The 15,923-nt window shown below is 44.3% G+C and carries 11 protein-coding genes; 4 read left to right on the top strand and 7 right to left on the bottom strand.

Annotated features, from left to right (window positions below; genetic code table 11):
* Window positions 1–248 precede the first annotated feature (248 nt).
* The 4 genes from MR764_RS01565 to MR764_RS01550 all read left to right on the top strand — a co-directional run bounded on the left by MR764_RS01565 (window position 249) and on the right by MR764_RS01550 (window position 7,360).
* Window positions 249–1,436, top strand: a complete 1,188-nt coding sequence (locus MR764_RS01565; protein WP_247977625.1) for an MFS transporter — start codon at window positions 249–251, stop codon at window positions 1,434–1,436.
* Between the two features lie 284 nt (window positions 1,437–1,720).
* Entirely contained in the window at window positions 1,721–3,679 is a 1,959-nt protein-coding gene (locus MR764_RS01560) for a GNAT family N-acetyltransferase (RefSeq protein ID WP_247977624.1), read from the top strand.
* A 60-nt stretch (window positions 3,680–3,739) separates the two neighbouring features.
* Complete coding sequence (locus MR764_RS01555) at window positions 3,740–4,948, top strand: glycoside hydrolase family protein (protein WP_247977623.1); 1,209 nt, start codon at window positions 3,740–3,742, stop codon at window positions 4,946–4,948.
* A gap of 222 nt (window positions 4,949–5,170) precedes the next feature.
* Window positions 5,171–7,360: a DUF748 domain-containing protein gene (locus tag MR764_RS01550; protein ID WP_247977622.1), complete on the top strand. Its 2,190-nt coding sequence runs from the start codon at window positions 5,171–5,173 to the stop codon at window positions 7,358–7,360.
* Between the two features lie 23 nt (window positions 7,361–7,383).
* Here MR764_RS01550 and MR764_RS01545 read toward each other — a convergent pair whose 3' ends face one another.
* The 7 genes from MR764_RS01545 to MR764_RS01515 all read right to left on the bottom strand — a co-directional run bounded on the left by MR764_RS01545 (window position 7,384) and on the right by MR764_RS01515 (window position 15,922).
* A complete protein-coding gene (locus MR764_RS01545; RefSeq protein ID WP_247977621.1) occupies window positions 7,384–9,843 on the bottom strand; it encodes a DUF5686 and carboxypeptidase-like regulatory domain-containing protein in 2,460 nt (819 codons plus the stop codon).
* A 265-nt stretch (window positions 9,844–10,108) separates the two neighbouring features.
* Complete coding sequence (locus tag MR764_RS01540; protein WP_247977620.1) at window positions 10,109–10,810, bottom strand: queuosine precursor transporter; 702 nt, start codon at window positions 10,808–10,810, stop codon at window positions 10,109–10,111.
* A gap of 108 nt (window positions 10,811–10,918) precedes the next feature.
* Window positions 10,919–11,995 (bottom strand): family 10 glycosylhydrolase, encoded by a 1,077-nt coding sequence (locus tag MR764_RS01535; protein ID WP_247977619.1) that lies wholly within the window; start codon window positions 11,993–11,995, stop codon window positions 10,919–10,921.
* Window positions 11,996–12,005: 10 nt separating this feature from the next.
* Complete coding sequence (locus MR764_RS01530) at window positions 12,006–13,109, bottom strand: carbohydrate-binding family 9-like protein (protein WP_247977618.1); 1,104 nt, start codon at window positions 13,107–13,109, stop codon at window positions 12,006–12,008.
* Between the two features lie 84 nt (window positions 13,110–13,193).
* Complete coding sequence (locus MR764_RS01525) at window positions 13,194–13,667, bottom strand: methylglyoxal synthase (protein WP_247977617.1); 474 nt, start codon at window positions 13,665–13,667, stop codon at window positions 13,194–13,196.
* 11 nt (window positions 13,668–13,678) lie between these two features.
* On the bottom strand, window positions 13,679–15,061 hold the full coding sequence (gene glmM, locus MR764_RS01520; RefSeq protein WP_247977616.1) for a phosphoglucosamine mutase: 1,383 nt from the start codon (window positions 15,059–15,061) through the stop codon (window positions 13,679–13,681).
* 171 nt (window positions 15,062–15,232) lie between these two features.
* Entirely contained in the window at window positions 15,233–15,922 is a 690-nt protein-coding gene (locus tag MR764_RS01515; RefSeq protein ID WP_247977615.1) for a hypothetical protein, read from the bottom strand.
* Window position 15,923: the final 1 nt, after the last annotated feature.

The following is a 15,923-nucleotide window of genomic DNA, read 5'->3' as shown; positions in this document are numbered from 1 at the left end:
TAATAACAAACGACCTCACTGGTCCTGTGAAATGCTGACACCAGAGCAAATGCACAAACAAGATACCATTAAAATTAAAAGCTATAAAAGAACAGACCGTTTCAAAGCTAGCTTTGAAACGGTCTGTGAATCTATTAACTTAGTCCAATAATCTGTAACGCTTATTTAGGACTAGTCATACCATTGCAAAAAGGCGCACGTTGTGTTTTCTGAATTTGCTTACCTTTGGCTTTATTCAATCAGCGAACATGAAGGACGGATCGGTATTCAGCAACAAAAACCTGTACATCATATTTGGCGTTACACTCACCGCAATGATGGGTGTCGCCAGCATAACACCTGCGTTTCCTGACATTATCCGCTATTTTAACATCAGCCCGCAGCAAGTGGGAGGATTGATTGTTGCCTTTACTCTCCCGGGAATATTTCTGACACCTTTCACCGGAATACTTGCTGATCGTTATGGCCGAAAAGTGGTACTTGTTCCATCGCTTTTCCTGTTTGGGATCGCCGGTTTTGCCTGCATGTTCACCAGGGACTTTTTCTGGTTACTTGTGCTTCGGTTTTTCCAGGGAGTGGGTGCGAGCTCACTTTCCAGTATGAACATCACCCTGGTGGGCGACCTTTTCGAGGGCAAACAACGCACAGCCGTGATGGGCTATAATGCCAGCGTGCTCAGTATCGGAACAGCCTCCTACCCTGCAATTGGCGGTGTGATCGCTATTTTTGGCTGGCAATATATTTTTGCACTCCCCATCCTTGCTATTCCACTTGGCATTTGTGTGATAAAATGCCTGAACAATCCGGAACCTAAAAATAAATCAGGGCTGCACTCGTACTTCGGGAAGGTCTGGAAGATCATCAATCAGAAAACAGTCTGGGGATTGCTGATTATCAACTTTATCATTTTTCTGATTTTGTACGGAAGCTACCTGACCTACTTTCCGCTGATGATGTCACAACGGCTGGGAGCCGATTCCTACCACATTGGATTAATGATGGCCTTAATGTCGGTCGTTACCGCCCTGATGAGTTCGCAACTTGGGAGAATCAACCAATTGCTGGGATTAAAAAAGCAACTGGTTTTGGGCAGCAGCGCCTATCTCCTGGCTTCTTTACTGATGTTGATTTCGGGAAACTACTGGATGCTGGGCCTATCTGTCATTGTTTTTGGCGTGGGACACGGAGTCATTATTCCCTCCATTCAGAACATGATGGTAGGTTTTGCGGCCATGAACGAACGCGCCGCTTTTATGTCGCTGAATTCGATGGTGCTTCGTGCAGGTCAAACTTTTGGACCTTTACTCGTGGGAGTTTTCTATGCTTTAAAAGGGCTCAATGCCGCATTCCTCAGTGGAGCAGGACTGGCGTTTATCATGCTCGTAGTAATTTTTGCAATGGTTCGTGAAAGAAAAACAATGGAAGACCAGCGCTAATTACTCCGAAATACAATGCCATTCAGTACGAATTTTAGGAGTTAAAATAAATTCTGATTCCCGGCTTAATATTTTCTTAAGAACACCGAATCAAGCGAACATTCAATTTGAAATATCCGTATATTCACTCCCGTTAAAACAGAGAACAAGCAGGAAAGCAAGTAATTAATCAACAATAAATTACATGCAATTTCCACTCCTTTTTTAGCAAAAAAATAACAATTTAAAATGGTTGTTTTTCAAGCGCCGGCTTTTCGTGCTGCAGCTTGAGAGGATATGAAATCATGAATGTTACCATCAGAAAATCGACCATTGAGGACCTGGATTTCCTCGTTAAACTGGAAAAATTGTGTTTCGCTGCTTTTCAGCAAAATTCAAGAAAAAACATCCGCCACAGCATACTCAGTGAATTTCAGGAAGTATTGATCGTAGAAACCCGCAACGGAAAGAAAGACCCGATCGGTTCCATCACTTTGTTCAAATACCAGCGTTCGATTCGCATCTATTCGATTGCGATTTTACCCGAGCTTCAGGGAAAAGGTTATGGCGACCTCCTGCTAAAACATGTTTTTGAGTTGGCCAACCGGAACCAGTACGAAAAAATACTGCTCGAAGCCAGTTCCAAAAACAAAAAACTGATTGCCTGGTACAAGGCGCGCGGATTCAGTATTGTGTCGGGCAGAACCGACTACTACTCGGAAGGCGAAGATGCCGTTAAAATGGAATGCACCACCAATGTATATTCCCCCTCCAATAAAACCACCAATGTGATTGTGATCAATCAACCCTACAAATGGTCATTTATGGAGGTGGAAGCAAAAATCATTACCGTAAAGGAATACATCAGCAATCCGGTTTACCAGAACAGCACCGAGTTCAGGATCTTCAACCTGTGTAGTTCGTACAAATACCAGAGTTACGGCTATTATGTTTCACTGCTGGCTTCGGCCCGCGGACAACGCGTGATACCAAGCACGGCAACCATCCGCGATTTCAGGCTGCTGAACGTGGTACATTCGGCGGCTTTTGATATTGAGGAAGAAATAAACCGGGCGCTTAACAAGGAGAAAACCAACAGTTTTTCGCTAAAGGTATTTTTCGGACAAACCAGCACCCGCGGCTTTAAATCGCTGGCCATGAAGCTTTACCAGCTTTTCGAAGCTCCGCTGTTCCGTGTCGAGTTTATTCGGCACGACAAGTGGCTGATCAAAGACATCAATGTACTAACCCTTCCCAAACTCAGCGAAAAAGAGCTGAATCATATGTACGAGTTTGCGCAGAAGTATTTCAGCAAAAAAAGGTTTACCAAACCCAAACTCACCAACTTTAAATACGATATTGCCATCCTTGTCAAACCCGACGAAGAAACACCGCCGTCGTCGCCTGTTGCCTTGCAGAAATTCAAAAGCATTGCCAACCGAAAAGGCATGTACGTTGAGTTTATTACCAAAAAAGACATTGACAAGATCAACGAATTTGATGCGCTTTTTATCCGGGAAACCACCAATGTGAACGACTACACCTACGAATTTTCGCGTATCGCCTACGCCGAAGGACTGGTGGTGATCGATGATCCGTGGTCGATACTCAAATGCTCGAATAAAATCTACCAAAACGAAATTTTCCGGAAACATAAAATTCCGACTCCGCAAACCACCGTTTTCACCAAAAACCTTTTTAACCGGAAACAACTGGAGACCATGAGTTTTCCTCTGGTTTTGAAACAACCTGACTCGGCTTTTTCGCTGGGCGTGTTTAAGGTGGAAAACGAGGAAGATGCGATGAATGCGCTCGACAAGCTTTTTAAACGTTCAGACATGGTGGTGTGCCAGGAATTTCTTTATTCTGATTTCGATTGGCGGATCGGCATTCTCGACAACAAACCGTTGTACGCGTGTAAATACTATATGTCGGAAAATCACTGGCAGATCTACAACTGGAAAGTAATGGAAAAAGACCAGGCCGGAGATGCCGAAACACTAAATATCAGTGAAGTTCCCGACATCGTTCTTAAAACGGCATTAAAAGCTGCGGCATTGATCGGCGACGGGCTTTACGGGGTGGACCTGAAAATGATCGATGGGAAAGTGTACGTGGTGGAAGTAAACGACAATCCGAATATTGATGACGGAATCGAAGACCTGGTTTTGGGTGACAAACTCTACGAAACAGTTATCGATTCGTTGATCAACCGGATTGAAATCGCCAAAAACGTGCAGAAAATTGAGTTGACACCGGAGTAAGAAAACTTCTTCGTAGCTTATCATGAAATATGTATCTTGCTAAAAAAAGTACAGATTGCCATGAATAAACTGCTCTTCCTCGCGCTACTTCCGGTAATTTTCCTGGCCTGTTCCGGTCAGAAAGAGACAGAGCTTCAAATTAGGGCCTTACCGATTGATGCGGAACTGAAAGAAAATACACTGGAAGGCCCTTCGGTGTTGAACGATCCCGATCGTTTTGTTTGGGGGGCCAGCGTAGTAAAAGGCGAAGACGGCCGTTACCACATGCTTTATTCTACCTGGGAATGCGGCGACAGTATTCCTGCATTCAGCGACTCGTGGCTGCTGTATTCAAAAATTGCCTATGCGGTATCTGACTTCCCTGATCGTGAGTTCAAATTTCAAAAGATTGTACTGACGGGGCGTGCTATTGATGGTGATTCCAGTGCCTGGGATGCTCAAACCGTTCATAATCCACATGTAAAAAATTTTAATGGGAAATATTATCTCTATTATGTTGGATCAAAAGACCCCGGTATTCAATCCAAAGGTTCTCCGGGAGAAAATGTAAATCTGCGTAATCGGGTTCAGCAAAACCAATGCATCGGAGTAATTGAATTTGACTCGTTCGAAGACCTGCAAAACGGTAACTTTATCCGCCCCGATCAGCCACTCCTTTCGCCCCGTACAAGGGTAAAAAAAGATAATGTTGTAAATCCTTCTTCGGAAGGAACAGAAGCCAAACCCGATAATATTATCGTGGTCAATCCTTCGGTTGTACAACGCCCTTCCGACGGAAAATACCTGTTATATTTTAAAGGCAATCTGTACGAACCGAATTGGAAAGGTGTACATGGTGTTGCCCTTGCCGATTCTCCGGCCGGGCCGTTTGTCGCCACCGATTCTTTTGTTTTTGATGTAAGAAACGAAGACGGAACACTCGCCAGCGGAGAAGATCCCTTTGTTTGGTATCACACCAAAAACAAAAAATTTTATTCGGTACTGAAAGATTTTACGGGACGCATCACTTCGGGGCAACCCGGACTTGCCATCCTCGAGTCGGAAGATGGGATTCAATGGGTTAAACCGAAAGAACCGTTTTTTATGAAAAAACAGGTGATACTGGCAGGTGGAGATACTATACAGGTTAGTAATCTTGAACGCCCGCAATTTCTTATCGATGAACAGGGAAATCCGATAGTTTTATATACAGCCTGTTCGGTGGATGCAGTCGGGCAAAAAAAAGATGGAAGCACGTTTAACGTTCACATCCCTTTGCGTTCCAAATAGTAATCCGGTAAAACCTTATTTCATTCCCTGCAATTGGATAAACAATCCTTCTATTAACTGCGTTAACATGATCAATCTCATCCATTAAAATTAAACCAATCCACTTTTCGGAAATCTTAATACGAACGCTTCGAATTTATACGTTTAAAATTTTACAGGCATTGATTTTGCTTAACTTTATAATCTGTTAAAAAACTGAAAACAAGCACAAGGTTCAATCATATGGAAACTGCCGGAAATCCCAAAAAACTAAAAATCTCGAAACTTATCCTCATTGCAATCATCGGGTTCATCCTGTTACTTATCATTGCCTTTTTGATCTTTTCTCCGAATATCGCCCGGAATTACCTGAATAAAAACGGCAAAGAACTGACAGGCCGCAAGTTGTCGATCGAGGACATCAGCATTAACTATTTCACGACGACCGTTCAGCTGACCGGGGCCAAAATGTTTGAACAAAACGATAAAGACGTATTTATCGGACTGGACACCATCCTGGTTGATTTAAAACCGCTTCGCCTGTTTAAAAAGGAAATTTTTATTCAGCAATTCAAAGTGGTCAACCTCGACGCCCGGATTATTCAAAAAGATACATTGTTCAATTTCGATGACCTTATCGCCTTCTATTCATCGGAAGATACCGTGACAAGCGACGCCGAATCTTCATCCTACAGTTTCGACCTGAACAACCTGGCAATTGACCAGGGAAAATTAAGTTATACCGACAAAGAAATTGATCACACCATAAGTGTAAAAGACATTACCTTCTTCATTCCTCATTTGTACTGGGGTGGCGAGCAAGACAGCAAGGCCGACGTTGCCTTCGATCTGGGAACGGGAGGCAGCTTTAGCAGTACGTTTGATTACAACGTTGAAACAGGCGCCTATTCGGGTGAAGCCCAAGTCACCAAAATGCAGCTTGGGGTAATTCTGCCCTATATTCAGCAATACATGCGTTTTGGTTCGCTTGATGGCACTCTGACGGCCGAAATCAACTTCAATGGGACTCAGGAAGATCTGATGGGATTTCAAATGTCGGGAGATGCCCGTGTTGACAGTATGTCGATAACCGACGATAATGGACAAAAAGTATTGGGTGTGGAAAAGGCTAAGGTCCGGGTATCGGAGATGAAGCCGATGAAATACGAAGCACAGATTAAACAGGTTATTTTCGAACACCTCTACATGTATCTCGAACTCGCTGATTCGCTGTTTAATTTTGAAAAGATGATCGTGGAATCGGCAGAAGACACTGCTGCCGTAACAGAGGAAGATGCGGTTTACCAGGTGATGATCGACAGCCTGCAGGTAAAAAGTGGCTGGATTGATTTTAGCGACAAACGTTTCAGAGAACCCTTCGATTACGAGCTTTCGGAAATTTCGGTGAATACAGAAAACCTGTCGCTCGATACCGACTGGATCACCCTGAGTGGCAGCATGCTGCTCAACAAACGTGGCAAACTCGAAGCAAAAGTGGGCGTAAATCCTTACGATCCCCTTTCAAAAATCGATCTCGAATATGTGTTGTCCGATTTTCAACTGCCGGATATCAACATCTACTCCAAGCACTACACCGGGCTTCCGATCCTGTTTGGCGACATGTATTACCTGAACAAAACCACCATTAACAACAAAAAACTCAACAGCGAAAACCAGCTGATCATCCGTAACGTTGAACTGGGACGTAAAAACGGAGGTCTGTATGATATTCCATTAAAGCTGGCTTTGTTTATTTTGAAAGATATCAACGGCGATGTAAAACTCGATATTCCGGTAACCGGCGATTTATCCGACCCGAGAACACGAATCGGAAGGATTGTCTGGACGACCTTTAAACAGTTTATGGTGAAAATCGTTGCCTCTCCATTTAAAGCGCTCGGAAATCTTCTGGGAGCTCAGCCCGATGAGCTGGAAGAAATTACCTTTGTTTATAGCGACACATCGCTTACCGGGAAACAACGCCGCGGACTCGATCTGTTACTGAAACTGGAAGAGATGAAACCGGGTATGCAGATCGAAATGCAATACCTGAACGACCGCAAACTGGAAAGAGCAGATGCTGCTGAACAAATCGTTCATGAAGATTACCAGACCTTGTATCAAAACGATCCCAAATCGCACCGCAAGGAATACGAAGCCTTTTTAAAAGAAAAAAGCGGCTTGGATTCGTTGTTGATTCAGGATTACGAGCTGATGCTGGCACCAACAGAAAAAGTAGACAGCGTTATTCAGGCACGCGAAAACATGCGCATTCAACTGGTAAAAAATTACCTGACTACTGCCAACGATTCAACGGCCATTGAGGTGCTGGATTACAACAAAGAAGAAGTACTAAACATTGGCAGCAGACCAAAATTTCAGATCAAATATACTTTACAGGAAGAATCGGCCACCACAACTGATGCCAACTAAAAGGGAGAATTCAGCGCTTACATTTACAATACAATTTCAAAGCGGGCACGGATACCAAACGTTGGCGCTCCAATCACCGACTTGGGCTGAATCCGCCACAAGGCTTCAATCCGCGCCATACTGAGGATGTTTTCGACCCCGGCCCCAAGTTCGATGTATGGTTTTTCCATATCGTGAACAGGGACAGGAAAACTTATAATTTTCTGGTGCTTGTCGCTGACCGAACCAACCAGCAATTTGGCAGAGAAAACCTCTCGGAAATTGGCGCGTTTTAACACCGGAACCCTACGAAAAAAGAATCCGTTCAGGTGATATTCCAGATAGGCATGAAAATATTTATCGTGGACAAACTCCAGGTAATTCATCAGGTTAAAGTCGTAACTATACAAACCGTAAGTTTCGTTACCTCGCGGAATATCGAGCATGGTATAAGGCAATTTACCCACCCAGGCACCTGCTTCCAGCGCATAATCGAAACGAGCCATTCCCATGTAAACTTCCTGCGCAATGGTGGAGGCCACACGTCCGTAATACGACCTTTCGTTGTTGTAATACACTTGTCCGGCAGCAGCCGTAAAATGGATGATCGGAAAATTGGTGCCCATGTACAGCCGTAAAAATCCTTTATCGACCACTTTTTCTTCACGCGAAAAACGAGTGTCGAGACTGATCTCGGTAGCCGAAACGGAACCAACCGGCTCCCCGTTTCTCATAAACGGATAAAATTCGGGTGAATAGTGTTTGGTCTGACTCAGTATTAATTTGTTCATTAATCCCGGGTACCATTCGTGTTCGTACTGCGCTGATACTTTTTGTTCGCGGTATATTTCATCCAGCGGATCATTCTTCAGCAACTGCGAAACCAGGTTATTTTCAGTGGCGGTAAACGCATTTTCATACAGGTAAAGTATCTTGTCGTTTTCACCGTGCCGGATCATTTTATCGTCGTACGAAAGCCGGAAAACCTGGCGGTAAATCGTTCTGAATTTATATCCCACGCCAAACATCCCCGAAAGTTTCTGGTTGCGGGTACTGAACCCCAGCCCTCCCCAAACCATCAGGTGTTTGCTGATTTCCTCGCTGGTCCGTCCTCCAAAAAAAACTTTGTTTCCCTCCACCTTATTGGTATTGTAAAAACTGGTAAAGGGGCCGATTTCAAACTTTCCGAGATCGTAGTAACTCGACACGGCCATTCGTGCAAGATTGTTAACCGTGTTCACCTGCCTGATCTGGCTGATGGAATCAATGGCTTGTGCCAGTTCTATCTGAGCCGCCGACAGTGGTTCCAACCGGTTCATTTTCCAATAGTTCGTGTCTCTCTCGGTTGCTTCGGGCAATTTTATGGTTTCGTATTTGGCCTTTGGCGTATTTAGTTTAATCTCTCCTTCGGGATCAATCGTAACCTCATCTATGGTCGCCGTTTGTGTGTAAAACAGCGACAGTCTTTTCGCATCCTCATTCCGGGTTTCAAAAGGCACATAGTCAAACAAGGCGTCGATCTGGTTCCTTTTGTAAAACGGAGTGGAATCGTTTACAAAGTAGTAATCACTGTTCAGGTGAAGTTTCCGAAGAAAATTTATACCGCTGGTGTTCGATAGATCACCATCAATTTCCACAATCGAATAGTACTTATTCTCGGTGATAAAATGCCCCTTGAATGTATTTTCGCCACTTCTTCGCGGCTGAAAATGCACACGGTAGTGCATTACTCCGTCAACCGAAACACTGTCGGCCAGAAAATATTTGTAGAAAAACCAACCGTTGTTCGACAGCGGGCTTACGAAATTCTGATCGAACAGCGGAATGTGGTTATCGTAGAAGTTCACTTCCATATCCAGCGCACTGGTATAGCCCGATATCTCCAGTTCATTCAGCACGCCCACACCGTTGGTTCGGTCGGCGAGCACAGTGGATTTCATTTTCGACGGTTCTTTTTGAATCTCGTTAAAAACCAGTTGTTCCGAAAAATACAGGGGAAGAAAATGCGTGCTGTCTTCACCCATCTTTAAAAGATTCGGATTATTGCGAAAGGCCTTCGAACTACGAAGCTTCTCCCCTACGTTGTTGATTTGGTATTCCCACTGGGTGTACTTTTTGTAGGAGAATTTATTGTACTGGTCGGGATTATTCGCCTTTTTCCGGGCCATGATACGATCAAAAAGATCGCGCATTGGCCCTTCATCGGGAGCCACTTCAACTTCCTGAATATTAAAAACCTCCTCCGTCATCGTGACTTCCATGAAATTCATGTCTTCGCGCGGAATTAATTTTTTCACCCCAATGTACCCAATCGCCGAGAAGGCCAGTGTATCGGTAAGTTTCGGAAAAGGAATTTTAAAACGCCCCAGCGTATCGGTGGTGGTCCCAACCGTTGAGTGCTTAATAACGATATTTACAAATGGAATAGGTTCTCCGGTATGGTAGTCGGTAACTTCGCCGGCCAACATTTTTTGCTGCCCGCTAACCACATTTGCAAGCAACATCAACAGCAAAATAAACAGTGTTGTATATCGGGACCTTAAACCAAACATTAAAGTTGGTGTTCGCATGTAATTGTTTTCTGTTTCTGACTTCTTCCCATTCTTTTTGGCTAAAAGAATAGAAGCACCAAAGTTGTACAAAAAAATAATATGTTCGGTAACCGACGGCTATTTTTTCAATAGCTTAAACAAATGATCAATAGAAGAGTACTAACAACCAGAATGGAGAAACACTGACAATCGGAACCAGAAGGTATTCAAGCAAACGTTACATCCAGAATTTATTCTTTTTATGAATGCCTTTTGCCCAATAAACAAAGGGAGTATCGGCGGCGGCAACCAGCCATTTCAGAAAATAGGTTGTAATAAATATCTCGAGCAGAACAGTGCCTTCATAAACACCCCAAAAAGCCACCATTACGAATACAGAGCTATCGATAAGCTGCGAAACCATCGTACTTAAGTTGTTCCGTATCCAAAGCTGGTTGTCTTTCGAAAAGCGGCTTTTCCAGAAATGAAAGGCCCACACATCGTGCCGTTGAGAAAGCAGATAAGCGGCCAGACTCGCAATGGCAATTCGCGGCATTAAACTAAAAATAGTGCTGGTAGCATCGTGACAAACCGTCGCAAAATCGTCGCCCGCAAGCGGAACAAACTGCAAAGCCAGGTTCATCAGGAAAGTCATCGAGATGAGGCTGAAGAAGCCGATCCAAACCGCTTTTTTGGCTTCCTCCTTGCCATAATTTTCAGACAGAATATCGGTCACCAGGAAAGAAGTTGCATAAACAATATTTCCAAGTGTGGATACCAAACCAAACAACTTTACGGTTTGAATGACCTGAATATTGGCAACAATCACTGAAATGGGGATCCACATAATCAGGCCCCATTTACCAAACAGGCGATACGCAAAAATAATCAGCAGGAAATTGGCCAGTAACATCACCAGCCATAGCAATTCATTCTGCATTTTTTTCTTTTTTTGTTCGCAGGGTGATGCCACCTGCGAGAATTCAACAATTTTATTTCGGCCGCAAATGTAGAAGAAAAAGGCTGAATCAAAAAATTCAGCTATAAATTATTCAGCCTTAACCTTTTTCAGAATATTCAACACCCGCTCATCCACGTTTCCAAACAGCGAAACACCCGAAGCGCCACGATCCAAAGCAACCTTGATTCCTTCGCTCAGCTCCTCGTCTGATTTAAAATCGGGCAGGAACAAACCGGCATAAACCGGAAATTTTCCGCACAGAAAATGTTTGCCTTCCGCCACGGCATCTCCGATCCATTGCACGGGCTCGCCGTAAAAACCATGGTAAATCATCGGACAAACACCATCAAGGTTCCAGTTCGTCCAATCCTGACGTACAATGCGGCGGGCAATCTCGGGAGTTGGAAAAACAGCTGCGGTGATTGGCTTTTTGTGAGCGTGCGCCAAATCAGCCAAATGATTCACAATTCCATTGATCTGCTCATAGCGGAAGGTTCTCCACGACGGGCTTTGATCGGGAAACTCCAGTTCCAGCGGATCTTTTCCGTATGCTGCCTTGTATTTTTCGCGGCAGGTGTCGCAATAGCAAAAATCATATTCCGGCAGTTCCCGGGTTTGATCAATACCGTATTTTTCCCAAAGGTTCACGGGTAAAATCACATCGCAGTAGCGCACATAGTCGAGGTGCAGGCCATCCACATAATCCTTCTCCAAAATTTCCCTCGACTTCTGAGCCAGGTATTCCTTTGTTTCGGGCTTCGAAGGACAAAGCCAGCGGTAATATCCCACATAAGGCGGCTCCGTGGCACACGACTTTCCGTCGCGGCTTACGGCGTACCATTCGGGATGGCTTTCGAGCAACTCTTTCTCCCCACGGTTCATGGTCCACATCCAGCGGTGTGTTTCCAGTCCGGCTTTTTTTGCAATCCGGAAGTGCCTTTCACTGTCGCTTTCAAACAACATTCCTCTTATTCCGGCCTGATAAAAGCTTTCGTACTTTTTTGCAAGCTCATCGTCCGATTGATTCCGGTTTGGATTTTCCCACACCCAGTGTTTTAACTCCTGCTTTTTTGCCTTGTTTTTGCCTGAAGCTGAACCGGCTCCCAGAACGGTCATTCCCATTCCTGCCAGTACCGATGATTTGATAAATTCTCGTTTGTTCATATTGTTTTTTCTAGTTGGTTCTTGTAATACGTCCGCCGCTGTCGAGCGAAACAATGCAGCCGTTTTTAGAGGAAATAGTCACGTTAAAATCGTCGTTGCTTGCCTGCATGTCCAGCTCAAAAGTCCCTTCTTTTTCGGAGCCCGAAACCTGAACGGAAAGTTCGGACAAAGTATTGGCGTATCGTTTATTTTCGCGCCGGAACTGCTGTTGCTTGTAATACACCAGCCAAAGATGACGTGCCAGTATTTCATCGTGCGGCAAATCAAAAGAAGCGTTAGCGGTTCCCACCGGCGCTTCTGAAAACCTTACAAATCCCCAGCGCTCGGGAAAGTGCATGTTGATCACCCCCTGCGGACTCCATATCCAGTTATTTTCAGGAAGGTCTCTTCCGCTGGTCTTGTCTTTCAACTTAACATATTTCCCGTCGACTGACCGGGTTTGCCATTCAACCCGAGAGAAATTCATTTTCCAGATATCTCCTTCTTTGGGCTGCGAATAATTTTCTTCAATAGAAAGAGCAGAAAACGGAATTTTAACCTCCACACACCATTTCCGGTCTTTATCCGAAGGATCGTTTAGCGTTCCGTCTACAAAAACAGCGCTTTCAAAACCGCTGGCATCCCATGCTATATCGGGCTTTCCACCGTTCCTGTAGGGTTTATCCAGAAACAGATCGAAGAGTGTATTTTGAGCGTTTAGCTCGAATTCAAAATAATCATAACAATCCCGGTCGGGATCGATAAAAATCTCGATATCATTTTCATGATATACCACCAAATCTTTTTGATCGTAATATGCCCAGATATCGGGTTCTTCCAATTCAAAAAAGAAGTACAGGTTTTGGAAATCCCACATTAGTTTAAAACGGGTAGGATAAAGGGGCTGCGGCTTCAGGTCTCCTTCAATGTCTTTGAAATACTCCGACCATTCAGCTTTCTTCCATGCTTTTTCGGCTGCCTTCCCGTCAATGCTTATCTCCTCATCCGTTTGACAAGCCACGTAACTCCTGACGGGTGTAAACAGATGCTCAAATCCCGCAAAATCCTGTGCTGCAGCATTGCCCGACAAACCGAGCAATCCAACCAGGCTCAAAAACAATCCCCTGTAATTCATTTTCCTATTTAAGTGGTACACACAAAAATATTAAAATGAATTAAAAAAGTAAAGGGGCTTTATAAAATATTTTAAAAATGATTTCTACCGCATGTCAACATCCCGGGAAATGTAGCTGCCATAATCTTTCAATATCGGCTCATAGTCTTCGTGAAACAATTCTGAAGTAACCATGAAATCTGCAGTTGAACGATTCGACGCAGTGGGAATATTGTACAGCACGGTAATACGAAGTAAAGCTTTAACGTCCACATCGTGGGGCTGCGGCTGCATCGGATCCCAGAAGAAAATCAGAATATCGACGTTCCCCTCGCAGATCATAGCGCCTAGTTGCTGATCACCCCCCAATGGTCCCGATTTTAAGCGAATTACCGTAGGTGGCACCATGCCAGCTTCTTCACATTTTTGAGACAAGGTATCGTCCACCAGTTTCCCGGTGGTACCTGTACATACCAGGTCATGTTGTCTTAACTCTTTCCAGTTAAATGCCACCCACTCCATGATATCCTTTTTGCGGTTATCGTGGGCAACTATGCCTATTGTTTTCTTTTTCTTCATTCTAAAAAGGGCTAAACCATTTCTTTAATATCGTTAATGATTTGCTGAGCCAACTTCGAGGCTTTGTCCATCGACCCGGCTTCAGCATAAATACGGATGATGGGTTCGGTATTCGATTTACGAAGATGTACCCACGAGTCCGCAAAGTCTATTTTAACTCCGTCAATATCAGTCACCTGTTCTGATGCATATTTCTCTTTCATTTTTACCAGAACTCCATCGACATCGATATCGGGTGTCAATTCAATTTTATTTTTTGAGATAAAGTAATCGGGATATGTTTTTCTAAGCTCCGAGCATTTCATGCCGCTTTTTGCCAGGTGCGACAAAAACAAGGCAGCACCCACCAACGCATCTCTGCCGCTGTGACTCGCAGGATAAATAACACCACCGTTTCCTTCGCCACCAATAACAGCATTGGTTTCGCGCATTTTAGCGACCACATTTACTTCTCCAACTGCACCTGCAGCATAGCTTTGTCCGTGTTTCTCGGTTACGTCGCGAAGCGCCCGGCTCGACGACAAGTTTGAAACCGTATTCCCCGGAGTGTGAGCCAACACATAATCGGCCACTGCCACCAGTGTATATTCTTCGTTAAACATCGAGCCGTCTTCGTTAATGACTACCAAACGGTCAACATCGGGATCCACAACAAAACCTACGTCAACTTTTTCATTCCGGATAATTTCGGCTGTCTCCACCAGGTTTTCCGGAAGCGGTTCAGGAGTGTGTGCAAAATGTCCGGTAGGTTCACAATTAATTTCCACCACTTTCTCGATTCCCAGCGCTTTGAACAAGGCCGGCATGGCCACTCCTCCAACCGAGTTAACGGCATCAACCGCCACTGAGAAACCGGCATTGCGGATGGCTTCCACATCCACCAGTTCGAGATTAAGCACATGCTGAATATGTATATCGGTATAGTCTTTCTCGACAACTGTTCCGAGTGCATCCACTTCTGCAAAAACAAACGATTCGCTTTCCGCTATTTCCAGTACTTTTGCACCTTCATCGGCGTTCAAAAATTCTCCGGAAGCGTTTAACAACTTTAAGGCATTCCATTGTTTGGGATTGTGACTTGCAGTAAGAATAATACCTCCATCGGCTTTTTCTTCGGTAACTGCAATTTCGGTGGTTGGCGTGGTTGCCAAACCAATATTAACCACGTTACAGCCCATGCCGGTAAGAGTTGCCACTACAAGCGAGCTCACCATTTCACCCGAAATACGGGCATCGCGCCCCACCACAAGTGTAATCTTTTCTTTTCCGGCCTTTTGCCTGGCCCAGGTAGCATAAGCTGCCGAGAATTTTACTACATCCAACGGACTAAGCCCTTCGCCGGGCTTGCCGCCAATTGTCCCACGAATTCCTGAAATAGATTTTATTAAAGTCATCTTTCTTGTTGTTTCTGCGGCAAAGATAAACATCAAGCCAAGATAAATGGCGAAGAAATGTCAGTTCGTCAGCGGAATTTATCATTCACAATAATCTAGTAACAAACCGGCAATCATAAATTAAGATTTGTTGCCCTTTATTCTGAAAACTAACAAAATCTAGAGGATACATTAAAGATTCTCGTCTTCGATACCTTCCAGCTCCTTGAGGGTAGCTTTCAATTTCTGGATGTAATTACCGTACAGTTTTCGGAATCCCCAGCGCAGGAAAAGAAAAACGCTGCCAACAAGCAAGACTAAAACCAAAAGACCAATAACCACCAACAAAACCAATTTGCTTGGATCGATTTGAATTGCTTCGCCCGTCTGAGTGGTCAAGCTCGCATTTACGCCTTCGTACAATCCCGAGATAAAAGCCAGACCAATGGCCACCATAAAAGTTGCCAGCGCCAGGTAGAACAACCTCTGGTACAGCCGCAAGGTATTGATGATCTTTTTTAAGGTTTCGCGAAGGTCGCAAATCACGTCACAGTTTTTCCGGACCCGGTAATATTTGATGACGAAATAGATAAAAGTTGTAAATATAAGCGCATTGCTAAAAATCCCCAGAAATATCAGCCACTTTGGCACGTCCACTCCTTTTGGAAGACTTTTCAGCACGGTTGGCGACACCAGAAAATCGTCGAAAGCAAACAACAGGATCAAAACGAACAACACCAAAAATCCGATTCTGATGTTCCGGTCGATCCGCTCAATCAGGCTGCCCGTACGTTTGCTCAGCATACTCCTCAACTGATTTTCATCCAACTCCTTTCCGGCAGGAAGCTTATCCCATGTTTTCTTCAGGTCGTTTAAATCCATT

This window comes from Maribellus sp. YY47 (assembly GCF_023111095.1).
GTDB lineage: Bacteria > Bacteroidota > Bacteroidia > Bacteroidales > Prolixibacteraceae > Draconibacterium.
Note: the sequence above shows the minus strand (reverse complement) of the source record. Positions and strands in the feature narration are given on the sequence as shown.

What these genes read in the sequence shown, in the direction of transcription:
- MR764_RS01565 (WP_247977625.1), top strand. Translation starts at nt 249, where the DNA reads ATGAAGGACGGATCGGTATTCAGCAACAAAAACCTGTACATCATATTT.
- MR764_RS01560 (WP_247977624.1), top strand. Translation starts at nt 1,721, where the DNA reads ATGAATGTTACCATCAGAAAATCGACCATTGAGGACCTGGATTTCCTC.
- MR764_RS01555 (WP_247977623.1), top strand. Translation starts at nt 3,740, where the DNA reads ATGAATAAACTGCTCTTCCTCGCGCTACTTCCGGTAATTTTCCTGGCC.
- MR764_RS01550 (WP_247977622.1), top strand. Translation starts at nt 5,171, where the DNA reads ATGGAAACTGCCGGAAATCCCAAAAAACTAAAAATCTCGAAACTTATC.
- MR764_RS01545 (WP_247977621.1), bottom strand. Translation starts at nt 9,843, where the DNA reads ATGTTGCTTGCAAATGTGGTTAGCGGGCAGCAAAAAATGTTGGCCGGC.
- MR764_RS01540 (WP_247977620.1), bottom strand. Translation starts at nt 10,810, where the DNA reads ATGCAGAATGAATTGCTATGGCTGGTGATGTTACTGGCCAATTTCCTG.
- MR764_RS01535 (WP_247977619.1), bottom strand. Translation starts at nt 11,995, where the DNA reads ATGAACAAACGAGAATTTATCAAATCATCGGTACTGGCAGGAATGGGA.
- MR764_RS01530 (WP_247977618.1), bottom strand. Translation starts at nt 13,109, where the DNA reads ATGAATTACAGGGGATTGTTTTTGAGCCTGGTTGGATTGCTCGGTTTG.
- MR764_RS01525 (WP_247977617.1), bottom strand. Translation starts at nt 13,667, where the DNA reads ATGAAGAAAAAGAAAACAATAGGCATAGTTGCCCACGATAACCGCAAA.
- glmM (WP_247977616.1), bottom strand. Translation starts at nt 15,061, where the DNA reads ATGACTTTAATAAAATCTATTTCAGGAATTCGTGGGACAATTGGCGGC.
- MR764_RS01515 (WP_247977615.1), bottom strand. Translation starts at nt 15,922, where the DNA reads ATGGATTTAAACGACCTGAAGAAAACATGGGATAAGCTTCCTGCCGGA.